The 24,624-nt window shown below is 69.0% G+C and carries 21 protein-coding genes and 2 pseudogenes; 6 read left to right on the top strand and 17 right to left on the bottom strand.

Annotated features, from left to right (window positions below; translation table 11 throughout):
* The first annotated feature begins 34 nt into the window (after positions 1 to 34).
* The gene (gene potE / locus LXE91_RS30640) at positions 35 to 1,420 is read left to right on the top strand and encodes a putrescine-ornithine antiporter (RefSeq protein ID WP_039370204.1); all 1,386 of its coding nucleotides are present in this window, start codon (positions 35 to 37) and stop codon (positions 1,418 to 1,420) included.
* A 24-nt stretch (positions 1,421 to 1,444) separates the two neighbouring features.
* Here the strand turns inward: potE and LXE91_RS30645 are convergent, their stop codons facing one another.
* The gene (locus LXE91_RS30645) at positions 1,445 to 2,353 is read right to left on the bottom strand and encodes a LysR family transcriptional regulator (RefSeq protein ID WP_039370200.1); all 909 of its coding nucleotides are present in this window, start codon (positions 2,351 to 2,353) and stop codon (positions 1,445 to 1,447) included.
* Positions 2,354 to 2,527: 174 nt separating this feature from the next.
* On the opposite strand from LXE91_RS30645, the gene LXE91_RS30650 reads away from it, so the two are divergent.
* Positions 2,528 to 3,112, top strand: a complete 585-nt coding sequence (locus LXE91_RS30650; protein WP_039370197.1) for a putative glycolipid-binding domain-containing protein — start codon at positions 2,528 to 2,530, stop codon at positions 3,110 to 3,112.
* Positions 3,113 to 3,154: 42 nt separating this feature from the next.
* On the opposite strand, the gene LXE91_RS30655 is transcribed toward LXE91_RS30650, so the two are convergent.
* Positions 3,155 to 4,147, bottom strand: coding sequence for a sulfonate ABC transporter substrate-binding protein (locus LXE91_RS30655; protein ID WP_039370194.1), 993 nt, complete (start codon positions 4,145 to 4,147; stop codon positions 3,155 to 3,157).
* A gap of 305 nt (positions 4,148 to 4,452) precedes the next feature.
* A complete protein-coding gene (locus LXE91_RS30660) occupies positions 4,453 to 4,860 on the bottom strand; it encodes a DUF427 domain-containing protein (RefSeq protein WP_039370191.1) in 408 nt (135 codons plus the stop codon).
* Between the two features lie 289 nt (positions 4,861 to 5,149).
* Here LXE91_RS30660 and LXE91_RS30665 point away from each other — a divergent pair, with 289 nt between their 5' ends.
* Positions 5,150 to 6,811 carry an ABC transporter substrate-binding protein gene (locus LXE91_RS30665; RefSeq protein WP_039370188.1) on the top strand — a complete coding sequence of 554 codons (1,662 nt, stop codon included), beginning with the start codon at positions 5,150 to 5,152 and terminating at the stop codon, positions 6,809 to 6,811.
* Positions 6,812 to 6,911: 100 nt separating this feature from the next.
* Here the strand turns inward: LXE91_RS30665 and LXE91_RS30670 are convergent, their stop codons facing one another.
* The 8 genes from LXE91_RS30670 to LXE91_RS30705 all read right to left on the bottom strand — a co-directional run bounded on the left by LXE91_RS30670 (position 6,912) and on the right by LXE91_RS30705 (position 15,152).
* Positions 6,912 to 7,859, bottom strand: coding sequence for a TauD/TfdA dioxygenase family protein (locus LXE91_RS30670; protein WP_039370185.1), 948 nt, complete (start codon positions 7,857 to 7,859; stop codon positions 6,912 to 6,914).
* A gap of 158 nt (positions 7,860 to 8,017) precedes the next feature.
* Positions 8,018 to 8,971 carry a TauD/TfdA dioxygenase family protein gene (locus tag LXE91_RS30675; RefSeq protein ID WP_039370181.1) on the bottom strand — a complete coding sequence of 318 codons (954 nt, stop codon included), beginning with the start codon at positions 8,969 to 8,971 and terminating at the stop codon, positions 8,018 to 8,020.
* A gap of 148 nt (positions 8,972 to 9,119) precedes the next feature.
* Positions 9,120 to 9,965, bottom strand: a complete 846-nt coding sequence (locus tag LXE91_RS30680) for an ABC transporter ATP-binding protein (protein ID WP_039370178.1) — start codon at positions 9,963 to 9,965, stop codon at positions 9,120 to 9,122.
* Positions 9,966 to 10,005: 40 nt separating this feature from the next.
* Positions 10,006 to 10,827: an ABC transporter permease gene (locus LXE91_RS30685; protein ID WP_278068144.1), complete on the bottom strand. Its 822-nt coding sequence runs from the start codon at positions 10,825 to 10,827 to the stop codon at positions 10,006 to 10,008.
* Between the two features lie 39 nt (positions 10,828 to 10,866).
* Positions 10,867 to 11,709: an ABC transporter permease gene (locus LXE91_RS30690; protein WP_039370174.1), complete on the bottom strand. Its 843-nt coding sequence runs from the start codon at positions 11,707 to 11,709 to the stop codon at positions 10,867 to 10,869.
* Between the two features lie 15 nt (positions 11,710 to 11,724).
* A complete protein-coding gene (locus LXE91_RS30695; RefSeq protein ID WP_039370172.1) occupies positions 11,725 to 12,792 on the bottom strand; it encodes an ABC transporter substrate-binding protein in 1,068 nt (355 codons plus the stop codon).
* 337 nt (positions 12,793 to 13,129) lie between these two features.
* On the bottom strand, positions 13,130 to 14,116 hold the full coding sequence (locus tag LXE91_RS30700) for an ABC transporter substrate-binding protein (RefSeq protein WP_278068145.1): 987 nt from the start codon (positions 14,114 to 14,116) through the stop codon (positions 13,130 to 13,132).
* A 157-nt stretch (positions 14,117 to 14,273) separates the two neighbouring features.
* Positions 14,274 to 15,152 carry a LysR family transcriptional regulator gene (locus LXE91_RS30705; protein WP_039370170.1) on the bottom strand — a complete coding sequence of 293 codons (879 nt, stop codon included), beginning with the start codon at positions 15,150 to 15,152 and terminating at the stop codon, positions 14,274 to 14,276.
* A gap of 100 nt (positions 15,153 to 15,252) precedes the next feature.
* Here LXE91_RS30705 and LXE91_RS30710 point away from each other — a divergent pair.
* A pseudogene (locus LXE91_RS30710) lies at positions 15,253 to 16,823 on the top strand (MFS transporter).
* Positions 16,824 to 16,910: 87 nt separating this feature from the next.
* Positions 16,911 to 17,027: pseudogene (locus LXE91_RS30715) on the top strand (AEC family transporter); the annotation flags it as partial.
* 78 nt (positions 17,028 to 17,105) lie between these two features.
* Here the strand turns inward: LXE91_RS30715 and LXE91_RS30720 are convergent.
* From LXE91_RS30720 to LXE91_RS30735, 4 genes are all read right to left on the bottom strand, one after another.
* Positions 17,106 to 18,284, bottom strand: coding sequence for a LysR family transcriptional regulator (locus tag LXE91_RS30720; protein ID WP_039370165.1), 1,179 nt, complete (start codon positions 18,282 to 18,284; stop codon positions 17,106 to 17,108).
* Between the two features lie 61 nt (positions 18,285 to 18,345).
* Positions 18,346 to 19,074 (bottom strand): aspartate/glutamate racemase family protein, encoded by a 729-nt coding sequence (locus tag LXE91_RS30725; RefSeq protein ID WP_039370162.1) that lies wholly within the window; start codon positions 19,072 to 19,074, stop codon positions 18,346 to 18,348.
* 22 nt (positions 19,075 to 19,096) lie between these two features.
* Positions 19,097 to 20,647: an NCS1 family nucleobase:cation symporter-1 gene (locus LXE91_RS30730; protein ID WP_039370159.1), complete on the bottom strand. Its 1,551-nt coding sequence runs from the start codon at positions 20,645 to 20,647 to the stop codon at positions 19,097 to 19,099.
* A gap of 251 nt (positions 20,648 to 20,898) precedes the next feature.
* On the bottom strand, positions 20,899 to 21,252 hold the full coding sequence (locus tag LXE91_RS30735) for a hypothetical protein (RefSeq protein WP_076841375.1): 354 nt from the start codon (positions 21,250 to 21,252) through the stop codon (positions 20,899 to 20,901).
* Between the two features lie 88 nt (positions 21,253 to 21,340).
* On the opposite strand from LXE91_RS30735, the gene LXE91_RS30740 reads away from it, so the two are divergent.
* Positions 21,341 to 21,889 (top strand): DUF3005 domain-containing protein, encoded by a 549-nt coding sequence (locus LXE91_RS30740; protein ID WP_039370157.1) that lies wholly within the window; start codon positions 21,341 to 21,343, stop codon positions 21,887 to 21,889.
* 64 nt (positions 21,890 to 21,953) lie between these two features.
* On the opposite strand, the gene LXE91_RS30745 is transcribed toward LXE91_RS30740, so the two are convergent.
* Both LXE91_RS30745 and LXE91_RS30750 read right to left on the bottom strand, forming a co-directional pair.
* On the bottom strand, positions 21,954 to 22,715 hold the full coding sequence (locus LXE91_RS30745) for a DUF4397 domain-containing protein (protein WP_039370154.1): 762 nt from the start codon (positions 22,713 to 22,715) through the stop codon (positions 21,954 to 21,956).
* A 293-nt stretch (positions 22,716 to 23,008) separates the two neighbouring features.
* The gene (locus LXE91_RS30750; protein ID WP_039370150.1) at positions 23,009 to 24,316 is read right to left on the bottom strand and encodes an MFS transporter; all 1,308 of its coding nucleotides are present in this window, start codon (positions 24,314 to 24,316) and stop codon (positions 23,009 to 23,011) included.
* Positions 24,317 to 24,624: the final 308 nt, after the last annotated feature.

Raw genomic sequence — 24,624 nt, forward strand, 5'->3', positions numbered from 1 at the left:
CCGCGCGGCGGCCTCACATCGAAGGATCGACATCATGGAAAACGCAGCGCGCATGTCCGACGCGGCCACCGCGGCCGCGCCGAAGAACCGGATGAACGTCTGGCAGCTGACCATCCTCACGGCGGTCAACATGATGGGCTCCGGCATCATCCTGCTGCCGTCGAAGCTCGCGCAGGTCGGCACGATCTCGCTGCTGTCGTGGATCGTCACGGCCGGCGGCTCGCTCGCACTGGCCTATGCATTCGCGCGCTGCGGGATGCTGAGCCGCAAGCCGGGCGGCATGGGCGGCTACGCGGAATACGCGTTCGGCAAGGCCGGCAACTACATGGCGAACTACACGTACGGGCTGTCGCTCGTGATCGCGAATGTCGCGATCGGTGTGACGGCCGTTGGCTACGGCACCGTGCTGTTCGACGCGACGCTGTCGCCGCTGCAGACCGGCCTGTGGACGATCTTCCTGCTCGTGCTCACGACGGTCGCGAACTTCGGCGGCTCGCGCATCACCGGCCGGATCGGCGCGGTGACGGTGTGGGGCGTGATCATTCCGGTCGTCGTCGTGTCGCTGATCGGCTGGTTCTGGTTCAGCGGCGCGACCTGGGGCGGCGCATGGAATCCTAACAACCTGCCGTTCGGGCCGGCCGTCGGCAGCTCGATCGCGGTGACGCTGTGGGCGTTCCTCGGGCTCGAATCGGCGTGCGCGAACTCGGACGCCGTCGAGAATCCGGAGCGCAACGTGCCGATCGCCGTGCTCGGCGGCACGATCGCGTCGGCGATCTTCTACATCGTGTCGACCAACGTGATCGCGGGGATCGTGCCCAATGCGATCCTCGCGAAATCGAATGCGCCGTTCGGCATCGCGTTCGCGACGATGTTCACGCCGACGGTCGGCACGATCGTCACCGCGCTGATGGTGATCGCATGCATCGGCTCGCTGCTCGGCTGGCAGTTCACGGTCGCGCAGGTGTTCAAGAGCTCGGCGGACGTCGGCTACTTCCTGCCGGTGTTCGCGCGTGCGACGCGCACCGGCACGCCGATCGTCGGGATGGTGATCCTGCTGGTCGCGCAGGTCGCGCTGGCGCTGATGACGATCAGCCCCGAGCTGAGCAGCCAGTTCCAGAAGATCGTCGATCTCGCGGTCGTCACGAACCTCGTGCCGTACGTGATGTCGATGGCCGCGCTGATCACGATCCAGAAGGTCGCGAAGGTGCCGCCCGCGAAGGCGCTGCTGACGAACGTGATCGCGATGGTGGCCACCGCGTACAGCTTCTATGCGCTGTTCAGCTCGGGCGAGCAGGCGCTGATGCTCGGCGGCCTGTGCGTGTTCCTGGGCTGGACGCTGTTCGGCTTCGTCAGCGCGCGCTTCTACCAGATGGAAGTCGACGCCCACGTGAAGGAGCCGGGGAAGTCGCTGCAGGCGTGATACCGGCGGCGGCAAGCGCCGCCGTCATCGGGCAGGGCGGGCCAGCAGCGGCGGGAGGTCGTGCTTCAGCAGGTCGACGACGGCCCGCACGCGTGGCGGCAGCGGCCGCTGCGCGTGCACGAGCACGTTGAGCGCGAAATCGGGAATCACGTACCGCGGCAGCAGCTCGACGAGCGTGCCGGCCGCGAGCGCGTCGGCGCAGGCCGGCTGCTGGACCACGCCGATGCCGCCGCCGGCCACGATCGTGTCGAACATCGGGCGCCAGTGGCTCGTCGTCATGATCGTGCGGATGCGCGCGTAGTCGAGCGCGTCGCCGTCGCGCTGCAGCGGCAGCCTCTCGCTCGCGAAGACGCCTTTAACGCGGATGAACGGGTGGTTCGCGAGATCGGCCGCCGTGTCGATCGGGCCGTGCCGCTCGAGATACGACGGCGCGGCAACGAGCCGGCGGCCGACCGTGCCGACCGGATGCGCGACGAATCCGCCGTCGCCGAGTTGCCCGACGCGGATCGAGATGTCGACGCCTTCCGTGACCAGATCGACGATGTCGTCGTTCAGGACCAGATCGATGTGCAGGTTCGGATACGCAGTGCGGACATGCATCAGCACACCCGGCAGCACGACCTCGCCGACGCATTGCGGCGCCGCGAGCCGGATCGTGCCGTCGAGCGCGTTTTCCGTTTTCGAGACCGACGCGACCGCTTCGTCCGCCGATTCGAGCAGCGCCTTGCTGCGTTCGTAGAAGATCCGGCCTTCCTCGGTGCACGTGAGGGTGCGCGCGCTGCGCAACAGGAGCCGTGTGCCGAGATGCTTCTCCAGTCGCTCGATGCGCTCGCTGACGGCCGGCTGGCCCATGTCCAGATCGCGCGCCGCGCCGGACATCGTGCCGCGCTCGACGACCCTCACGTAAATGCGCATCGTCGCCAGCAAATCCATGAAGTCGCGCCCCTTGTCCGGTTCCGGTTGATGCCGATCGACGGATGGTACCAAAGCAGCACTGCCGGAAGGTGCGCGGCGAACCGATACTGACCATCGGTTGACGAGGCCGCGTGTGTTCGCCGGTGCGATGGGGGACAATCGGCTTCCGTGCGCTCGACCGGAGACGATGACATGACGCAACAGGATGAAGCGGTGCGTACGCGCTGCGTCGCATGGCAGGTCGTGCAGACGTGGCAGGCAGCCGAATGGTGCCGACTCGGCGAGTCGCGAACGGGAGTCGACCTGTCGGGATCGGTGTCGGGTGCGATCGACGGCTCGCCGTTTCGCATCGAATACGCAATCGCATGCGGCCCGGACTGGCTCACGCGCTCGGCATGCATCACGCAGTGGGGCGGGACGCAGCCGCCGCGGCAGTGGGATATCCGCTGTGACGCAGGGCGATGGACGATCGATGGCGTCGACGTCCCGGCGCTCGCGGGCGCGACCGACCTCGATCTCGGTTTCAGCCCGTCGACGAATACGCTGCCGATCCGGCGGCTCGGGCTGGCCGTCGGCGAAGCGGCCGTGATCCATACCGCGTGGCTGCGCTTTCCGGATTTCACGTTCGTGCGCGGCGAGCAGCGCTATACGCGCACGGCGGAGCATGTGTACCGCTACGAAAGCGGCACGTATGCGGCCGATATCGCAGTCGACGAAGCGGGTCTCGTCACCGACTACGACGAATGGCGGCGCATCGGCGCGGCCCCCACACGCTGATTCACGCGTATCACCGCGCCGCCGCGCGTTGGCCGCGATGCGTCAGCGTGCGCTCGCGACCGACAGCTTGCCCGGAATCAGCTTCAGCGCGCTGAATGCGTCCGCGATGTTCTGCTGATACGCGAGCGTCGCGTCGCTGATCGGCTGCACGCCGTAGCCGGCGCGCTTGAGTGCGACTTCGAGCGTCGGCGCGTCGAGGCCGACGAGCGGCGACAGTTGCGTGGCGACTTCGGGCACATGGTCGCGCGCCCAGCGGTCGACCGCGTCGACTTCGTCGAGCAGCGCGCGCACCACCTGCGGGTGAGCGGCCGCGTATTTGCGCGCCGCGAGGTAGTACTGCGTATTGCGCACGAGCCCTTCGCCGTTCGCGATCACGCGCGCGCCGATCTGCCGCTCGGCGGCGGCCAGGTACGGATCCCAGATCACCCACGCATCGACGTTGCGCTGCACGAACGCCGCGCGTGCGTCGGCGGGCGTCAGGTAGATCGGCTGGATGTCGGCATACGTGAGGCCCGCATGTTCGAGCGCCTTCACGAGCAGGTAATGGACGTTCGAACCCTTGTTGAACGCGACCTTCTTGCCGCGCAGCTGCGCGACGTTGCGGATCGGCGAATCGGGCAGCACGACGATCGCCTCGCCCTGCGGCGCGGGCGGCTCGTTGCCGACGTAGACGAAATCGACGCCGCCCGCCTGCGCGAAGATCGGCGGCGTCTCGCCGACCGTGCCGACGTCGATCGCGCCGGCGTTCAGGCCTTCGAGCAATTGCGGGCCGGCCGGGAATTCGAGCCATTGCACGGTGACGCCCTGGCTCGCGAGCCGCTTCTCCAGCGTGCCGCGCGCCTTGAGCACGACGAAGTTGCCGTATTTCTGGAAGCCGACGCGCAGCCGCGTGCCGCTGTCTTGCGCATGTGCAGGCAGGCCCGCGAGCGGGCCGAGCGCGAGCCCGGCCAGCCCGGCGGCCGCGCCTTGCAGCCACTGGCGGCGATGCGGGTTCGCCGGTGTCGGTTCAACGTCTGCGTGCGGTGTGTCGTTCATCGAGGTGTCCTGCGTGCGGGTTCACGGGCCGCGCGCGAAAGACGGCGCGGCCGGCGCACGGCGGCCCCGATGCGGGCGATGCGCGCCACGGGCCGGCCCGTGCCGGATCCAGGACGATACGGCCGTGCAGGCCGGCGGCCAACCAACGAATCCGCATATGCAAATCAGCGGCCGGCCACGCGGCCTCGTTCGGGCCGGTGATCGGCACGAGAACCCGCCGGCACGGGCGCGCCGCGTCGGCGAATCCGCACCCGCACCCGCACACGCACAGCCGCCCGGCATTCGACGCACGACTGCCGCGACCCTCAATCGGAGCCGGCCGGGATTTCCTCGATCGAATCGACGCGATCCGGATAGAACGCGAGGTGCCCGCGGATCGCATCGACGGCCGGATACGGCGCCTCGTAGGTCCAGACGGCATTGACCGCGCGCTCGCCGCCGACCGGAATCGAGTAGTAGGCGGCGTCGCCCTTGTACGGACAGTACGTCGCGTGATTGGTGCGTTGCAGCAGTGTCAGGTCGGTGTCCTCGCGCGGGATGTAGAACACCGCCGGGTAGGCGGCTTCGCGCAGCGCCAGCGCGCGGCGCGTATCCGCGACGACCCGGCCGGCCGCCTTGACCACGACGCGCCGCGGGTGCAGTTCGACCGTGATCGGGTGATCGGGGCCCGGCGTCTTCACCGGGCGAGCAGACGTATCGGAGCTGACAGGCATCGTATGTCCTCCTGGAATCGGCGGCGCGGCGGCGCCGGGCGAATCCCGGCGCGCCCGTGCCGGCGTTGGCCAGCCGATACGATGCGCCATTTCGGGCAAGTCTGCAGGGGGCCGGAAGACGGCGGCGCGAAACGGCCGCCCGGCGCTCGGGTGGACGTTTTCATGCACGGGCAGCGGGTTGCATCCACGACGATAAGCAACGCGAAATTAATTGGTAAGCGATCGCCGGGAGGCGCGCGAAGATCGGCCGTCGTCATTTGCATGACAGCTCTTTCCTGTCTCCGTCACCATGAAGAATGCTTTCGTTTCGTCAGCTGCGCGCCGTGCGCGCGGCACACCCCATGTCGCCGCCGCCCTGCGCTGCATCGCGGCGTCGCTGCTGCTTGCCGGCGCGGCCACGCAGGCGCTCGCCGCGCCGTCCGGCAAGACGCTCGTGTTTTGCACCGAAGGCAGCCCGGCCGGCTTCGATCCGGGCCAGCATACGACGAGCACCGATTTCGATGCGAGCACGTACCCGGTCTACAACGGGCTCGTGCAGTTCAAGCGCGGCACGCTCGATCTCGAGCCGGCGCTCGCGACGAGTTGGGACGTGTCGCCCGACCAGCGCACGATCACGTTCCACCTGCGGCGCGACGTGAAATTCCAGACCACCGCGTGGTTCAAGCCGACGCGGCCGTTCCAGGCCGACGACGTCGTCTTCACGTTCCACCGGATGCTCGATCCCGACGATCCGTTCCGCAAGGCCTATCCGGTCAGCTTCCCGTATTTCAGCGACCTCGGCTTCGACCGCAACATCGAGCGCATCGACAAGGTCGACGACTACACGGTGCGCTTCGCGCTGAAGACGCCCGACGTGGTGTTCGTGCGCAATCTCGCGATGGCGTTCGCGTCGATCCTGTCGGCCGAGTATGCGTCGCAGCTCGCGGCGCGCCATCGCGAGGCCGACATCAACCAGTTCCCGGTCGGCACGGGGCCGTTCCTGCTGCGCACGTACCAGAAGGACGCGCTGATCCGCTACGACGCGAATCCCGACTACTGGAAACCGGACGACGTGAAGCTTTCGCGCCTCGTGTTCGCGATCACGCCCGATCCGGCCGCGCGCCTGCAGAAGCTGGTGGCCGGCGAGTGCCAGATATCGGCGTTCCCGCGGCCGGCCGATCTCGACACGGTGCGGCGCGACCCGAAGCTGACGTTGTTCTCGGGAATGGGCTTCAACGTCGGCTTCGTCGCGTACAACACGCAGCATGCGCCGCTCGATCGCGTCGACGTGCGGCGCGCACTCGACATCGCGATCGACAAGTCGGCGATCGTGAAGACCGTGTTCAACGGCGACGCGAAGATCGCGACGAATCCGATGCCGCCCGCGCAATGGTCGTACAACCCGCGGCTGAAGGACGCGCCGCGCGACCCGGCGGCCGCGAAGGCGCTGCTCGCGCAGGCCGGTTTCCCGAACGGCTTCGACCTGACGCTGTGGGCGATGCCGGTGCAGCGCCCGTACAACCCGAACGCGCAGTTGATGGCGCAGCTGATCCAGCAGGACTGGGCGAAGATCGGCGTGCGCGCGAAGATCGTCAGCTATGAATGGGGGGAATACAACCGCCGCGCGAAGCACGACGGGCAGCACGACGCGATCCTGTACGGCTGGTCGGGCGACAACGGCGACCCCGACAACTGGCTCGGCACGCTGCTCGGTTGCGACGCGGTGCACGGCAGCAATCTCGCGAAGTGGTGCAACCAGGATTTCGAGAAGCTGGTGGACGCGGCGCGCTCCAATGGGGACGTCGCGAAGCGCACGGCGCTGTACGAGCAGGCGCAGGTCGTGTTCAAGGACCAGGTGCCGTTCACGCCGATCGCGACGTCGATCGTGTCGCTGCCGGTGTCCAAGCGCGTGCACGGGCTGACGTTCTCGCCGCTCGGCGGGCATCGCTTCGACGGAGTCTGGCTGGATTGACGAGCGGGTCGCGCGGACGCGTGTTTTCGTCCGCGCCGTGTGATGACGGGAAAAGCCGGCGCGATGCAGTGCGCGCCGGCTGCCGGCAGGTCGCGTCGGTTCAGTTGAGCGCGACCGCTGCCGCGGCCTCGACCGGCGAGCCTTCGAGCGCGACCGACGGCCGTCCGTCCGGGCCGACCGGCACGTCGCCGATGAGCGTCGTGCGATACAGCTGGCGGTCGAAGTCGAGATCGAAGATGTCGACCGGCGCGAGGTGGGCGGTCGCGCGGTTGTCCCAGAACGCGATGCTGCGCGGTTCCCACTTGAAGCGGATCGTGAATTCCGGCCGCGTCACGTGTTCCCACAGCAGTTCGAGCAGCGCCTGGCTCTCGCGCGGCGTCAGCCCGACGACCGATTTCAGGAAGCTCGGGCTCACGTACAGCGCGCGTTCGCCGGTCTCCGGATGCACGCGCACGAGCGGATGCTCGGTGACGAGCGGCCGGCGTTCGACCGCCTCGTCGAACGCGCCGGTGGCGCGCGCACCGGCCGGCGGCGTGAAGCGGTGAATGCCGCGCAGGCCATCGACGAAGCCGCGCAGCGGTGCGGACAGCGTTTCGTAAGCCCGCACGAGGTTCGTCCAGTGCGTGTCGCCGCCGTACGGCGGGATCGTCACGCCGCGCAGAATTGACGCCCAAGGCGGGTTCACGGCGGCAGTCACGTCGGTGTGCCAGCCGGTCCACGGGCGGCGCACCGGTTCGCCTTCGAAGCGCGTCGCCTTGCGATGCTTCGCGATCGAATAGACGGCCGGGTGCCCGTCGACATGCCCGAACACCGGGTGGCCGACCGTCGGCTCGCCGAACTGCGCGGAGAACGCGACATGCTGCTCGTGCGTGAGGAACTGTTCGCGGAAGAAGATCACGCGCCATTTCAGCAGCGCGGCGCGGATCGCCGAGATCTGCGGCGTGGTCAACGGTTGCGTGAGGTCGACGCCGCGGATTTCCGCGCCGATATGGGCGGACAGCGGAATCACGTCGACCGGCTGGGCGGCGGGTTCGAGTAGGGCGCTCATGTGACGCTCCTGGCGGAAGTGGAGGGGACGGAGGGCCGACATCGTTGCGCGGGTGCGCGTCGGTCCGGAGGCGGGAAGTGCATGGTCGGTGTCCGGTAGCGGAAAGCGGGGCAGGCACGGCGGCGCGCATGGAGCGCCGCCGCCGCGCGACGCGGGCGTTATTGCAGCGTCGCCCCCGGCCCCTTCAGCACGACGCTCTGGCGGCCGTCGATGCCGACCGGCACGTCGCCGTGCACGGTGGCGCGGCGCACGACGCGGCGCGCATCGCCGTAGTCGTTGATCGCATAGTGCTGCGTTGCGCGGTTGTCCCAGATCGCCACGTCGCCTTCCTGCCAGCTCCAGCGCACGGTGTTCTCGAGGCGCGTCACGTGTTCATGGAACACCTGCAGCAGATGCGCGGAATCCTGCGCCGACAGCCCCTTGAGCCGCTGCACGAAATGCCCGAGCACGAGCGTGCGTTCGCCGGTTTCCGGGTGGACGCGCACGACCGGGTGCTCGGTTTCGTAGACGGTCGACGTGAACACTTCGCGGTAGCGCTTCAGTTGCGTATCGTCGGCATGCACGTGCGTCGACGCGTAGTCGTACGCGTTGGTATGCAGTGCCCACAGCGTGTCGGCGAGCGCGCGCAGCGGGTCGGGCAGGTTGGTGTACGCGGCGGCCGTGTTGGCCCACACGGTGTCGCCGCCGAACGGCGGAATCACGACGGCACGCAGGATCGAGATCTTCGGGTACGCATCGACGAAGGTCACGTCGGTATGCCACGAATTGGCGCGCGCGCCGTGCGCGGAATCGAGTTCGAGCAGGTGCGCGCTGCCGTCGACGGATGGCACGGTCGGGTGCGCGACGGTCTTGCCGAAGCGGCGTGCGAACGCTTCCTGCGCGGTGTCGTCGAGATGCTGCTGGCCACGGAAGAACAGCACCTTGTGGCGCAGCAGCGCGGCCTGGATCGCGTCGAACGTCGCCTCGTCGAGCGTGCCCGACAGCCGCACGCCGGCGATCTCGGCGCCGATCCGGCCGGCGACCTGGCGAAGCTGGAGCGGCGTGGCGGCCGTGCGCGGCGCGGCGTGCGAAGCATGCGAAGACGGGTGAGCGGCGTGCTGGACTTCGGACATCGGGAGTCTCCTGGAGTCGGATCGGTCGAGTCTCCATTCAAGCAGGGACCGCGCGCAATCGGAACCGATGAATCGTCACAACCTTAGCGTGGGCGCAGCGATGATCGATATGCATCGTCATGCTGAGCAATGCGGTGCGTCGTGCGCGCTACCACGCCAGCCGCCATTCGCCGATCCGGTGCGGGCGCGGCGTGTCGATGCGCCGGCCGCCCGGGCGGTCGTCGCCCGGCGGTTCGTGGTCGTCGAAATCGGCGAGCACGGTGTCGCGCAATCGCGCGAATGCGGGCGAATCGCGCCGGCGCGGGCGCGGCAACGCGACATCGACGATGCGTTCGATACGGCCCGGGCGCGGCGCCATCGTCACGACGCGGTCGCCGAGATACACGGCTTCGTCGACGTCGTGCGTGACGAGGATCATCGTGATGCGCTCCTGTTCCCAGATGCGCAGCAGTTCGTTCTGCATCCGCGCGCGCGTCTGCGCGTCGAGCGCGCCGAACGGCTCGTCGAGCAGCAGCACGCGCGGGCGGTTCACGAGGCCGCGCGCGATCGCGACGCGCTGCGCCATCCCGCCCGACAGCTGGTTCGGATACGCGTGCTCGAAGCCGTTCAGCCCGACGAGCGCGATGTGATCGGCAACCGCGCGCCGCTTCGCGGCCGCGTCGAGCGGCGCGTTGCGCAGCGCGGCCTCGATGTTCTGCGCGACGGTGAGCCACGGGAACAGCCGGTGATCCTGAAACACGATCCCGCGCTGCAGCGACGTGTCGTGCACGCGTTCGGCACCGGCCCGGATCTCGCCCGCGTAATCGGTATCGAGCCCGGCGATCAGCCGCAGCAGCGTCGACTTGCCGCAACCGCTCGAGCCGACGATCGTGACGAATTCACCGGCGCGCACGTGCAGCGACACGTCGTCGAGTACGGCGAGCGCCGCGCCGCGTTGCGCGTAGTGCTTGCTCACATGGAGGATGTCGAGCGAATCGGAGGCGAGAGTCGTCATGGCGGTGCGAGGAAAAGGGGGACGAGGAAGAGTCAGGCGATCAGCGCGCCAGGTCGCCGCGCCGGGCCAGCACCTTGCGCTCGATCGCGCGCGCGACCGCGTTCAGCGCCCAGCCGGTCACGCCGACGACGATGATCCCGAACAGCACGAGATCCATCCGGAACTGTTCGCTGCCGTCGATCAGCGTGTTGCCGATCCCGCTGCCGGCGACCAGCAGGTATTCGGCGCCGAGCGTCGCGAGCCACGAATAGATCAGGCCGAGATACAGCCCGGTGAAGATCGACGGCAGCGCGGCCGGCAGGATCACGTAGCGCACGAGCTGGAGCCGCGAGTAGCGCAGCGCGCGGGCGACGTCGACATACGCGCGCGGCACCGCATGAATGCCGTCGCAGGTGTGCGCGGCAACGGGCAGCAGCGCGGCGAGCGACAGGAATACGACCTTGGCGACGTCGCCGAGGCCGAACCACACGGAAATCAGCGGAATCCATGCGAACAGCGAGATCTGCTTGAACGTGTCGAAGCTCGGGCCGACCATGCGCGCCGCGACGCGCGACAGCCCGAGCACGGCGCCGAGCAGCAGCCCGCCCGTCGCGCCGAGCACGAAGCCGCACGCTTCACGTGCGAGCGACGCGGACAGCGCACGGCCGAGTGCGCCGCTCGTGGCCTGCGCCCGGGCGGTGCGCAGCACGTCGGCGGGGCCGACGAGCAGCCCGCTGTTCACGAGGTGCGCGGAAGCGATCGCCCACCACAGCGCGAACGCGACGAGCGGCAGCACGAAGCCGCGCCAGTCGGGCGCGCGCAGGCGGCGGGTGGCCGTGGTGGCAGGCGGGGTGGCGTCAGGCGCGGCAGCAGGATACGTCAAGGGAGGGACTCCTTCGGTGGCGCGGGCAGCGGCGGCCGATCAGCCGCGGAACGCGGACGGCACGCCGCGGCGCAAGCGTGCTTCGAGCGCATCGAGCAGCCGGTTGATCAGCAGGCCGACCGCACCGACGACGATCACGGCCGCCATCACGAGATCGAGCTGGAACAGTTGCCGCCCGTACACGATCAGGTAGCCGAGCCCTTCGGACGATGCAACGAGCTCGACGACGACGAGCGCGAGCCACGACTTCGTGAACGCGAGCCGCACGCCGGTCGCGAGCGTCGGGATCGCGGCCGGCAGCACGACGTGCACGATGCGTTGCCGGCGCGTATAGCCGAATACGCGCGCGACTTCATCGAGCGCGGGTGGCGTCTGGCGAAACCCTTGCAACGTGCTCAGCGTGACGGGGACGAGCGCCGCATGCGCGATCAGCAGGTACTTGAGCGGCTCGCCGACGCCGACGAGCAGCAGCAGGAACGGCAGCCAGCCGAGCACCGGAATCTGCACGATCGCATTGAAGCTCGGCAATACGTAGGCTTCCAGCGTGCGCGACAGGCCGAGCGCCACGCCGGTCGCGAAGCCGAGCAGCGTGCCGGCGGCGAAGCCGACCAGCACGCGCTGCAGGCTGACCAGCGTGTGGCGCACGAGGTCGCCGCTCGTCGCGAGATCTTCCAGTGAATCGAACACGCGCTCGGGCGGCGGCAGGATCTGCGGCGCGATCCAGCCGCGCGCGCTGCCGACGCTCCATAGTGCGAACAACAGTGCGGGCAGCAGCCACGGCGCGAGCCGCCACGACCACCGCTTCACGGCCGTCGCACGGTGCGGCGGCGCGGCGAGCGCGTCACGCTCGGATGACGGAAGGGAAAACGCGGTGTCGCTCATCGGGGCAGGTCCGGGTCAGGAAAGCGGCTTGCCGGCCGCGTCGTAGCGTGGCCAGTAGCTTTCGAGCTTCAGCGTGCGCAGCGCATTGTCGAGATACTTCGGCTCGAACCAGCCGTCGACGTCGACCGGCTGACGGATCAGCTTCAGCGCCAGCGCATCCTGCGCGACGGACTTGTAGCGCGCGACGAAGAACGGATCGATCAGCGGCGACAGGCGATCCTTCAGCCGCTGGTTCGCATAGTCGGCCTGCCACGACGATACCGGCACGCCGCTTTTCGCCCATAGCTTGAACAGCGCGTCGCGGTTCGCTTCGTCGGACGACCATTGCGCGCCCTTCACGAGTGCGGTGACGACGCGCTGCACGATGTCCGGATGCGCGCGCTCGAATTCGTCGAGCACGAGCAGGTGGGTCTGGCGCGTGAGCTGAGGGCCGTCGTTCTGCGATTCGTAGATGATCTTCGCGAGCCCCGCGTCGCGCAGCTTGTACAGCTGGTAGTCGCCCACCGACGCATCGATGCCCTTCGACGCGAGCGCGGCGAGCGAGCTCGCGGCGTCGAGATTGATCACGCGCAGGTCGCGTTCGCTGAGGCCGTTCTTCGCGAGCGCGTTGTCGGCGACGAGCTGCAGGTTCGTGCCACGGAAGATCGACACGCGGCGGTCCTTCAGGTCCTTGATCGAACGGATGGGGGAGTCGGGCGGCACCGCGATCTTGACGCCCGAGCGCACGCTCGCGGCGAGCAGCAGGCGCGTCTTGATCCCGTTCGCCCGTGCGAGCACGGCGGGCAGGTCGCCCTGGTAAGCGAAGTCGAGCGCCTTGTTGGCGATCGCCTCGTTGACGGCCGGCCCCGCGCCCTTGAAGAACAGCCACTCCACCTTGATGCCGTCGGCCGCGAACTCCTTTTCGACCAGCTGCTGCAACTGCGCGGTGGCCGCACTCGATCCGCCGAACGTCGGCGGATCGCCGGCGCCTTGCTGGGCGACACCGATGCGGATGGTGGCGGGCTTGTCGGCGTGCGCGGCGGCGGCCGGCAACGCAATGAGGGACGCGATCAGCAATGAGCGAAGCAGGCGCAGTGGAAGCATGAATCGATGGTCCGGAATGTTGGGAAGCGAGGCTGTGCAACAGCCTGTCGAGGCATTCTCGGCGACGTGCGGGGACCGGACAAGAAACGATTTGAACTATGCTTATCGCCGCATCGGGGGGCGCGGAAGCGGGCCCGCGGGCCGTCGTAACGGGGCGCCGATGGCTCGCCATCCCGCATCGGTGATGCGAGGCGGTACACCGGCCGGAGGGATTGGCGGCTCAGGGGGCCAGAACGGGCGCGCCGCAGCAGCACGAGCAACGCGATCGTCGTCACGAGAGGCCCGATCTACCTCCGGATGGCGCGGCCACGTCGATCGCAGCCAGGCGCGTCATCGTTCAGGCCGATACGTTGCGGATCGCGATCGATGCGACATCGACGCGCCGCGGCAGGATCGCATCGGCCGCCGCGCGGTCGGCGACACGCTGCAGCACGTCGATGTCCGCGCCGCTGAGGCTGCGCTGCGCAAGCGCGGCCCGGTGCGCGATGTCGGTGGCCGCGTCGGGCGGCAGGCGCGTGAGCGACGCATAGACGCTCGCATAGTCGGCCGGATGCGCGAGCGCCCATTGGCCCGCGCGGGCGAGCCGCTCCAGCACGTCGGCGAGCGCCGCGCGCTTCGCGCGATCGTCGAGGGTTTCGATCGGCGACGTCAGGAATGCCAGCCCGGAATTGATGCCGCTGCCGTCGCGGACGATGCGCGCGCCGCGCCGTACCGCATGGCCGTAGTACGGGTCGAACGTCGCCCAGATGCCGATCCGCTTCGCCTCGAATGCAGCGAACGCATCGACGGGCAGCACGAAGCGCACGTCGACATCACGCGGCGCGAGGCCGTGTTCGCGCAGCGCGCCGTACAACTGGTACTGCGAGATGCTGCCGCGCGCGGACGACACGACGACGGTTTGCCCTTTCAGGTCGGCGACGGTGCGGACCGGCGAATCGGGCTGTACGACGATGCCGAGCGACGCCGGCGAGCCGACGCGCGTCGCGACGATCCGCAACGACGGGTCGCCGAGTGCGGCCGTCAGCACGGGCAGGTCGCCGGCCGGCGCGAGATCGATCGCGCCCGCGCGCTGCGCCTCGAACAGCGGCGCCGCACCCTGGAAGTTGGCCCAGCGAAACCGGTAACGCGTGCCGTCGAGCACGTGCGCGGCTTCCGCGAGCGCGCGCAGGCCGCCGGCCCGGTCGCCGAGCACGAGCGTGACGCCCGACAGGTCGGCGCCGGCCGCATGGGCGGGCCGTGCGATGCCGCCGGCGAGCGGCGCGGCGGCGAGGGCGGCAAGCCGCTGCAGCACGCGGCGGCGCGGCGGGGCGGAGGAGGGATTCATCGGCGGGGTGTCCTCGGTGATCCGCGCGCAGGCGGCGCGGCTGCCGGGCAGGTTACGGAATCGGTTTCCGGCCGACAAACATCGAATCGTGCAATGCATATTCGTGCGGCAACGGCCGGCAGGGTCGCCATCGCCGCACGCGGGTTTCAGGCGGCGCTTACGCGGCGGACGGAACCGTCCGCAGGAACGCGCGTACCGCCGGCGCCTTTTCGAAGCGCCGGTGCGCGAGCGCCAGTTCCGACGTGATCGGCTTGCCGACGATCGGCCGGTACACGACGCCCGGCAGCGACACGCAGCCGGCGAGCGCATCGGGAATCACCGCAACCCAGCCATTCACGGACACGCATGCGAGCACAGCGAGCAGGCCGCCCGGGCGGGCGGCGATCAGTGGTGCGAAGCGGCCGCGGCGCGCGACTTCGAGCGTGCCGCGCTCCTGTTCGGGCACCGCGAAGCGCGCGTCGGCGAGGTCGGCTGCGCGAATGGCGGCCATCGATGCGTAGCGCGACCCGGCCGACACGGCCGCGACGAACACGTCGCGCTGCAGTGTGACGACCCGCAGGCCGCCGGGCAGCGGCAGCGGCGGACGCACGTACGCGAGGTCGATCCGGCCGGTGTCGAGCTGGTTCGCGACGTCGTCCATCGGCACTTCGCGCAGGTTCAGCTCGATGCGCGGGTGCGCGTCGCGAAACGCGCCGACGGTGCGCTGCAGGGTGCCCGAATAGACGGCCGACGACACGTAGCCGATCTCGATCCGGCCGAGTTCGCCGCGCTCGGCCAGGGCAGCGAGTTCGCGGCCGCGCTGCAGATGCTCGACCGCGGCGCGTGCCTCGGCGAGATAGGCCTCGCCGGCCGCGCTCAACGTGACGGCGCGGCGCGACCGGTGAAAGAGGCGCACGCCGAGCACGCGCTCGGCCTCCTGGATCTGCCGCGTGAGCGCGGGCGGCGCCATGTCGAGCGCTTCGGCCGCACGGGCGAAGTGCAGGTGCTGCGCGACGCTCAGGAACGCGCGCACGTGGCGGAATTCGAGTCGGTCCATGATTGCAATTTTCGTCAATAAAATAGCATCGGTGTGTCAATGACAGGCAATACGGGCCGAGCCTAGCATACGGCTCGTTCTTCCTGTTCCGGAGTAGTCAATGTCCCAGCCTTCCCCGGCGTCGCGCGCAGGCGCGGCTGCCGCCGCGCCCACGGGTGCCCGCCTGCCCGCCGCCGCGACGCTCGCCGTCGCGTCCGCCACCTGCTCGCTGATCGTGCTCGATACCAACGTCGTCGCCGTGTCGCTGCCGAGCATCGCGCGCAGTTTCCACGCGAGCTTCGCCGATATCGAATGGGTCGTGAGCGCCTACATGACCGCGTTCGCCGCATGCCTGCTGCCGGCAGGCGGCCTCGCCGACCGCTTCGGGCGCAAGCGGATGCTCTTCACGGGGCTCGCGCTGTTCTTTCTTGCATCGCTCGGCTGCGGCGTCGCACCGACGGCCGGCTGGCTGATCGCCGCGCGGGCGGTGAAGGGCGGCGGCGCCGCGCTGCTGCTGACGGCCGCGCTCGCCGTGATCGCGAACCGCTTTCCGGACGGGCGCGAACGGGCGCGCGCATGGGCGATTTGGGGCATGTGCATGGGGATCGCGACGGCCATCGCGCCGCTCGTCGGCGGCGCGATCACGCAATGGATCGGCTGGCGCTGGGTGTTCCTGCTGAACCTGCCCGTCTGCCTGCTGCTCGCGGCCGGTGCACACGTTGCGATCGACGAGTCGCGCGATCCGCACGCGAAGCGCGTGGACGTGGCCGGCAGCCTGCTGTTCGGCGCGGCGCTCGCGTGCGCGATCGCAGCGCTGATCGGCGCGCCGTCGCACGGCTGGTGGTCGGTGGCGACGCTCGGCCGGCTCGCGCTGGCCGCCGCGCTGTTCGCGGCATTCATCGGCGTGGAGCGCTGGCAGGCGCGGCCGATGATCGATCTCGCGCTGTTCCGCCAGCCGCGCTTCGTCGGCGCCGTGCTTGCGATGTTCGGCTATGCGGCGTGTGCGCAGGTGATGATGACGTTCCTGCCGCTGTACCTGCAGAACGGGTTCGGGATGCCGGCGATCGACGCGGGGCTCGGGATGCTGCCGTTCGCGTTCGCGATGATCGCGGGGCCGTCGCTCGGCGCGGCGCTGGCCGCGCGCGTGTCGTCCGACGGCGTGCTGGCGGGCGGGCTCGCGCTGATCGGCACGGGCAACCTCGCAACCGCGGCGCTGACGGCCAGCGGCGACTACCGGCTCGTCGCGCTCGGCATGTTCGTGACGGGTTGCGGCGCGGGCATCATGAACGGCGACACGCAGAAGGCGATCATGGCGTGCGTGCCGCCGAACCGCACCGGCATGGCATCGGGCATCAGCACGACGACGCGTTTCTCGGCGATCGTGACGGCCGTCGGCGTGCTCGGCGCGGTGCTGGCGGCGAGCACGCAGGCGCGGCTCGACCGGCTGCTGTCCGCCGCGCCCGGCCTGAGTGCATTCGCCGACGCACAGTTCATGTCGAGCCTGCTGGCCGGCGACCGGCGCGGGCGCTCGAGCGTGTGCCGCCGTCGGCCGCCGGCGCGCTCGCGCAGGCGGCGCCCGTCGCGTTCGCGAGCGGGTTCGCCGATGCGCTGACGGTGAGCGGCGGGCTTGCGCTGATCGCGGCCGTCGTTGCCTACAAGTTGCTTGAGCAACCGATGCGCGACGGCGCGTGACGCACGGGGCGGCCCGCGCGGGGCACCGGGCGCGACCCGGCGGAACCATCAAGCTCGCGCGTTCCGGTTTCACGCAGCGTATTCCGGATGTCATCGACGTTCGAGATTCTGCTGCCCGTGTTCGGGCTGATCGAGGCAGGGTTCCTGTGCAGACGGCGAGGGGTGCTTGGGCCGGCCTCAGCCTCGGATCTCAACCGATTGATCGGTTGTCGGGCCGTGCGGCGGATCGACGGAGATTGAACTGCGTGTCAGCTGGTTGTCGCGCCGATCGATCACGCGCGATCAATGCGACTTCGTCGCGAGGCGATGGATGCGTGCCGCATGGGCGACACGCCGAGGATGCGACGCGTGGCAATGCGTTGCCGGCCTGCGGCGCGTGCGTCGCGCGGGTTCGGGTGTATCGGCCTCGGCCGGCGTGCTGTTCCGCGCGTCGACGTCCAAGACCGCACCGGCCGCCACTGCCGCCACCGCCGGCTGCATCGCGTCGGCATCAAGCCACGCACGCGTCGCTTCCGCGATCAGCCCGCGCAACCAGCGCACGCCCTCGACGCACTCGCCCGATTCGTTCCAGGTCATCCGGTACACGATGTCCGGCGGTTCGGCCGGCAGCGCGACGGCGGCGAGCGGCAGCAGCTTCGCGTAGTGCCGCGCGAGCCGGTACGTGGTGGTCAGCAGCATGTCGGTGCGCACGAGCGCATGCGCGGCGAGTTCGAAATGCGGCAGCGTGACGACGATCCGCCGCTGCAGGCCCACGCGTTCGAGCTGCCTGTCGATCGCGCCGGACGCCTCGAGCCACGACGGTGTCGGGCACAGCTGCGGCGCTTCGGCAAACTCGGCCGCCGTCATCGTGCCGCGCCGCGCGAGCGGATGCGTCGCGCGCATCAGGCACACGACGCGATCGTCGAACAGGTCGTCCTGCCGGAACCGCGACGAGCGTGCAGGGCGATTGTCGATCACGACGTCGAGTTCGCCGTCGGCCAGTGCGCGCTCGTCGTCGAAGCCGTCGCCGAGCGGGTGAAACACGAGTTGCGCGTCCGGTGCGCGTTCGCGGAACAGCGCGACGAGCTTCGGCACGAACAGCACGTTCAGGTAGTCGGGGCAGCCGATCCGGTAGGTGCGCACCGACGTGCGCGCGTCGAACCTCGGCTGCTGGATGCGGATGAAGTCGATCACGCGCAGCGCGTTGCGCAGCGGCTCGATCAGCCGCGCGCCGAACTCGGTCGGCACCATCCCGTAGCGGCTGCGCACCAGCAGCGGATCGCCGAGCAGCGTGCGCAGGCGCTTGAGCGCGGCGCTGGTGGCCGGCTGCGACATGTTCAGGCGCACGGCCGCACGCGACACGGTGCGCTCGGTCAGCAGCACGAGCAGGATGCGCATCAGCCGCGCATCGAGCACGTCGAGAGAGACCGCGGCGTCAGGCGCGTCGCCGGGCAGGGCGTTCGGGTCTAGTGGGGCCCGCATGCCGATCCGCCTCCCGGCGACCCGATGCCCGAGTGCGACGCAGCAGCGGGCCGGCGCCGCGTCATTGCGCGAAGGTGCCCGGCCAGCCGACGATCCGCTTCGGGCGCGGCGGCGCGTACGTGCGGACTTTCGACGTTTTCAGCTTCAGGCGCACCAGCGACTCGGCGAGCGCGACGGCCGCCGATACGCCGTCGACGACCGGCACGCCCGTGCATTCCTCGATCTGCCGGTCGAGGCCGGCCATCCCGCCGCAGCCGAGGCAGATCACTTCCGCGTGATCGTCCTTCACTGCGCGCTGCGCCTGGCCGACGATCGACTCGATCGCGCGGGCCGGATTCTCCTCGAGTTCGAGCACCGCGAGGCCGCTGGCGCGCACCGACGCGCAGCGCGCGTCGAGCCCGGCGAGCTTCAGGCGATCCTCGATCAGCGGCACCGTGCGGTCGAGCGTCGTGACGACCGAGTAGCGGTGGCCGAGCAGCATCGCGACGCTCGCGGCTGCTTCGGTGATGTCGACGACGGGCACCGTCAGCAGTTCCTGCAGGCCTTCGCGGCCGTGTTCGCCGTAGCCGGCCTGGATCACCGCGTCGTACGGCTCGTCGTAGTGCATCACGCGATCCATCACGGCGATCGCCGCGAGGTAGCTCTCGAAGTTGCCTTCGATCGACTCCGCGCCGAAGCGCGGCGTCAGCCCGACGATCTCCGTACCCGGCGATGCGGAGGCCTGCGCCTGCGCGGCGATCGCGTCGGTGATCGACTCGGTTGTGTTGACGTTGACTACCAGGATCCTCATTGCGACTCCGTATGCAGGTGTTTCAGTGTCGGGCGCAGGCGACCGCGATGGGTTCGCCCGAACGCTCCTCGTAATGCCGGTTGCGATCGGCCAGCAGCCAGTACACGCTGCCCGCGATGGCCGCGCCGAGCAGCCACGAGAACGGCGTCATCGCGCTGAAGGCCGGCACGACGGCGAGCGTGATCGAGATCAGCGCGGACGGCACGAGCGCCGAGAGCGCCTTGCGGTTCACGCCGCGCGTGTAGAAATAGGCACCGGTCGGCGCTTCGGTATAGAGGTCGGGCACGTTCACGCGCTGCTTGCGCACGAGCCAGTAGTCGACCGTGATGATCCCGTACAGCGGGCCGAGCAGCGCGCCGAGGCCGGACAGGAAGTAGACGATCACGATCGGGCTGTTGTACAGGTTCCACGGCAGGATCAGCACGGCGACCGTCGCGCTGATCAGGCCCGCGCGGCGGAACGACAGGCGGTGCGGCGCGAGGCTCGTCAGCACGAACGCCGGTGCGACGAAGTTCGCCATGATGTTCACCGCGACCGTCACGATCAGGAACGCGACGCAGCCGAGCACGAGGAACAGCTTGTTCGGCACCGTCGCGATGATTTCCGTCGGGCTGTGGATGATGTGGCCGTTCAGCTTGAACTGCGCGCCGGCGAGCACGAAGCTGATCGTCGCGAACACGAGGATGTTGACCGGCAGGCCCCAGAAGTTGCCCACGCGCACCGTCTTCGCGCTCGGCGAAGAGCGCGCGAAATCGCAGAAGTTGAGCACCAGCGTGCCGTAGATCGCGAGCCACAGCGAGCCGCCCGCGAAGATCTCCGTCCACATCCTGAAGCCGGTCAGCGGCTTGCCGATCGACATCGCGAGATGGCCGCCGGTGCGGCTGAACATCCACGCGGCGAGCGACAGCGTCGTGACGAGGATCACCGGGCCGGCGAGCCCCTCGTACTTGCGCACCATTTCCATCCCGTACGTGAGGATGCCGATCTGTACGAGCCAGATCGCGACGAACGTGACCCAGCCGAGCGTCGACAGCCCGAAGATCGCGTCCTGGTCGAACGCGGCGAGGCCCGGCCAGATCGCGGTGAGCAGCACGCGCAGCACGACCGACGCGAGATAGGTCTGGATGCCGAACCATGCGATCGCGATCACCGCGCGGATCATCGCGGGCAGCAGCGCGCCGTAGATGCCGAAGCTCATCCGGCTGATCACCGGGAACGGCACGCCGGTCTTCTGGCCCATGTAGCCGGTGAGGTTCATGAAGGTGTACACGAGCACCGCGCCGATCGCGAGCGATGCGAGCATCTGCCAGCCCGACAGGCCGAGCGCGAACAGCCCGATCGCGAACGAGTAGTTCGCGATGTTGTGCACGTCGTTGGTCCACAGCGCAAAGATGCTGTAGCGGCCCCACGTCCGGCCCTCGGCCTTGGTCGGCGCGAGGTCGGGGTTGTGCAGCCGCGGGCTCAGCACGGGGTCGCGCGCCGCCGAACCGGTTCGATGCGATGCGTCGTCCGCGCCGGGCACGATGCCCGGGCGGTGGGTGGCTTCCAGTTGCACGCCGTTGTCTCCTTCCATGTGCGGGGCGCGAAACCGGCAACGTGGGAACGCTGCGCCGGCCCGGCCGCCGTGGACGTTATGTCTCGTATGTGTTCGCGAGTATGGGAGGCCGGCAACGCGATGGGAAATTAAATATTCGGTTGGCCGTCATTTGAAAAATGAATGGAAGCGGCCAGCCGCGGTGGCTGGACAAGGCACGCGAATTGCGCGCCTGCGGGCTCCATCCACATCGACATCAGCGGAGGTGTCATGCAGCGATATTCACTTCGTCACGTATCGCGAGCCGTCTTCGCCGGCCTCCTGATTGCGGGCCTGGCGGCAGGCGCGGGCTGCCAGAAGAAGAGCGACAACGGCGGCGCAAGCTCGGACTCGAGCGCAACGGGCGGCATGTCGGCCGCCCCGTCGACCGCACCGTCGGGTACGCCGAGCAGCGGCGCGGCCGGCAGCAGCGGCGACAGCGGCGCGAGCTTGCCGGGCGCGGCTTCCGCGCCGGGCGGCGCGAGCGGCGGCTGACGCGCGGAGCGGACGTCGCGCCGGCTGCGCGCGGGTGCGCCGTCCGTACGAAGGGTGCCGTGCCGGTCCGGCACGTGCGCCCGGAGACGTGCGTGCGCAGCCGCGCACATGAAAGATTTGCAAGGACCGTTGTAGCGATTCCCGGGCCGTCGGCGGCAGCCCTGATGCCGACGCGCGCGGGCCGGACAAGGAGGTGCAATGCAGAACGCGGAATCGAACCCGACCCCTGAAAAGCAGCGGGAACAGATCGAGAAGAGCCCGGTGAAGACGCCGGCGGCCGGCGACATGCCCGACGCGGCGACCCAGGCGGCGCAGGTCGCGCAGCATCCGCTGACACCCGAGAAGATTGCCGGGAAGATGCCGACCGGCCTGCCGCCGATCGAGCGCGGCACGCAGGCGCCCGACAGCGGCGATCCCGTGCGGCGAGCGGCCGCCCGGATCCCGACGCTCGACAACGCGAACATGGCGATGACCGACAACACGGTCGACGTCGACGGCAAGGGCATGGAAGCCGCCGCGGGCGCGTCGAAGTGGCACGACAACGTGATTTATTCGAACGCGTCGCTCGACGAAGCGGTCGAGACGCCCGACGAAGGGCTCGGCGGGATCGAGAGCCGACCGTCCGGCAACATGCCGCAGATCGCGACGCGGCCGGGCTGGCGCGTCCGCCATATCGGCGATGTCGACGTCGAGCACGGCGACCGCACGCGCGCCGAGCATGTGATCGTCCTGGAGCGGAACAACTGACCGCGTGACGGGAAGATGCGGCGGGCGGCACGATCGCGCCGCCCGCCGCCATCATCGGCGGTCCTTATTGCGGACCGAGTTCCTGCGCGGACGTATCGGCGTCGTTGCCCTGCGCAACCAGCACGTGGATATCGTTCGGCGTCACGTCGCCGACCCCGCCCGACGGGATCGTCAGGAGTAGCCAGTCGGCGTTGTTGTTGATGGTGACCGGCGCGGTCTTGAGGATCGGCGTCTTGCTGCCGGCCGTCGTGACGATCACCTGGTAGCTGCCGCCGTTCAGGTAGATCGAATCCTGCGTCGATGCCGGTACCGCGTTCTGGTAGGCCGCGCCCGCGAGCGTCGGGCTTTGCGTCGTGATGTCGGTGCCGGGCGGAACGACGTACACGTCGACGTTCTGCGCGTTCGGCGACGCGTTGAAGCTGCGCACGCGCGCCTTGTCCGACAGCAGGCCCTTGTCGTACGGATCGTCGATCACGGAGATCAGCGACGTCGTGCTCGGCAGCGCGATCGTCGTGTAGTGATGGCCGTTTGCCGCGCTGAACGATTGCGCGGCGATGGTCGACGTCGTGCCGGAGAGGTCGTAGCTCGCGTTCTGCGTGCCCGAGTCGACGTCGTGATAGCGCGTCACGCCCTTGTACGCGACGTTGCCCTGGTCGAGCTTCGCGTTCAGGTAGTAGTCGAGGTTGGGCCCGGCCGGCACCGCGTTGATGAAGCGCGCCTGCGGCTTCGAGATGCCGAGTTCGGTCCCGGCATCATCGCCGCCGCCGCACGCTGCGAGTACGGAAATGACCGAGCACAGGGCCACTATCGTTCGTATTGATTTCATGTCGTCCTCTCGTTCAGGAAACCTGCTTGCGATGCGGGATCGCCGCGCGAAGGATCGCGCGGTGCGCAGCGCCGGTTGGAAGGAAGATGGCTGTCCGCCGGATGGCGGGCGCGGAGATGACGCAAGCGATGTGCCTGCGCGGAGAAAAAGCCGGGGAAAGACGGCGGCGCGGGGGCGCGAAGCGCGCACGCGCCGGGCTGGCGGCGTGCGCGGGATGACACGGGGAGCGTTGGGGCGGGCCGCGCGATCGGCGCGGTTGTAAAAAGGCAGCGTCGCGCGGGCGGCGCGCTGTGTCAGCGGTTCACGAGCCGGGCCGGATACGCGAGCGCGAGTGCGCAGCCGACCAGCATGCACGCGGCGAAACCGTACAGCCCCGCGCTTTGCGAATGGAACGTGTCGCGCAGCCAGCCGATGAAGTACGTGCTGCCGAACCCGCCGAGGTTGGCGATCGAGCACGCGAACGCGATCCCGCCGGCGGCGGCCGAGCCCTTCAGGAACGTCGAAGGCAGGGCCCAGACGACCGGCATGGCGGCGGCCGCGCCCGCATTGATCAGCGAGAACAGCAGGACCGTGCCGAACGTGCCGTGCGACGACGATGCCGCGATCGCCAGCGCGACGGCCGACACCACGAACGGCACGACGATATGCCAGCGGCGTTCGCGCGCGCGGTCGGAACTGGCGCCGCAGTACAGCGTGGCGAGCACGGCCGCGGCATTCGGGATCACCATCAGCCAGCCGATGTGATACGCATCCTTCACGCCCGTGTCGCGCAGGATCGTCGGCAGCCAGAAGCTCACCGCGTAGAGGCCGAGCAGCACGCAGAGGTCGATCAGGCCGAGCGCCCAGACCTTCGGATCGGAGAACGCCTTGCCGAGTGCATGGCTCTTGTTGCCGGACGGATCGGCATCGAGGTTCGCACGCAATGCATGCTTCTCGTCGGCGTTTAGCCACTGCGCGGATTCGATGCTGTTGGGCAGCCAGCGCAGCACCGCGAAGCCGAGCAGCACCGACGGCAGCGCTTCGAGCAGGAACAGCCACTGCCAGCCGCCGAGCCCGTGCGTGCCGTCGAACGCGCGCATGATCCACCCGGAGATCGGGCTGCCGATCATGCTCGACAGCGGCAGCCCGACCATGAACAGCGCGACGATGCGCGCGCGACGCGCATCGGGATACCACTGCGTCAGGTACAGCAGCACGCCGGGCAGGAAGCCGGCCTCGGCCGCGCCGAGCAGGAAGCGCACGATATAGAACTGCATCGGCGTGTGCACGAACATCGTCGCACCCGACAGCAGGCCCCACGTGATCATGATCCGCGCGATCCACAGCTTTGCGCCGACGCGTTGCAGCACCAGGTTGCTCGGGACTTCGAACAGGATGTAGCCGGCGAAGAACAGGCCGGCGCCGAGCCCGTACACGGTATCGCTGAACTTCAGCGCGTCGAGCATCTGGAGTTTCGCGAGCCCGATGTTGATGCGGTCGAGATAGGCCGCGAAGTAGCACAGGCAGAAGAGGGTGATCAGGCGCAGCGTGACCTTGCGATAGAGATTGCCGTGCAGCGCGTCGTCGGGGGAAACGGCGGCGCTCGGGTGTGCGGTAGACATGGGATTGCCCCTGTTCGAATGTGACGGATGAATGGGTGGCCGATCGACGCGAGCGGGCGTTCCGCTGCGCACTGGAGTCTGTATATCACGGCAATTAAATAGCGTACACACTAGAAAATACCGAATCGAACAGGCACGATTCCGGCCGTGTGACGGAAAGCGATTTCGTGAGAAACACCACGTGTTTAACGAGGTTTTTGATGGATTCGTATGCACGTTGAAAGCGGGCGGCGAGACGAGGTCGCATGCACAAAATTCGTGCGTATGCGCTTAAAAGTAAAGTGTGTGCACGAAAGTCCGCCGATGTG

The organism is Burkholderia contaminans (assembly GCF_029633825.1).
GTDB lineage: Bacteria > Pseudomonadota > Gammaproteobacteria > Burkholderiales > Burkholderiaceae > Burkholderia > Burkholderia contaminans.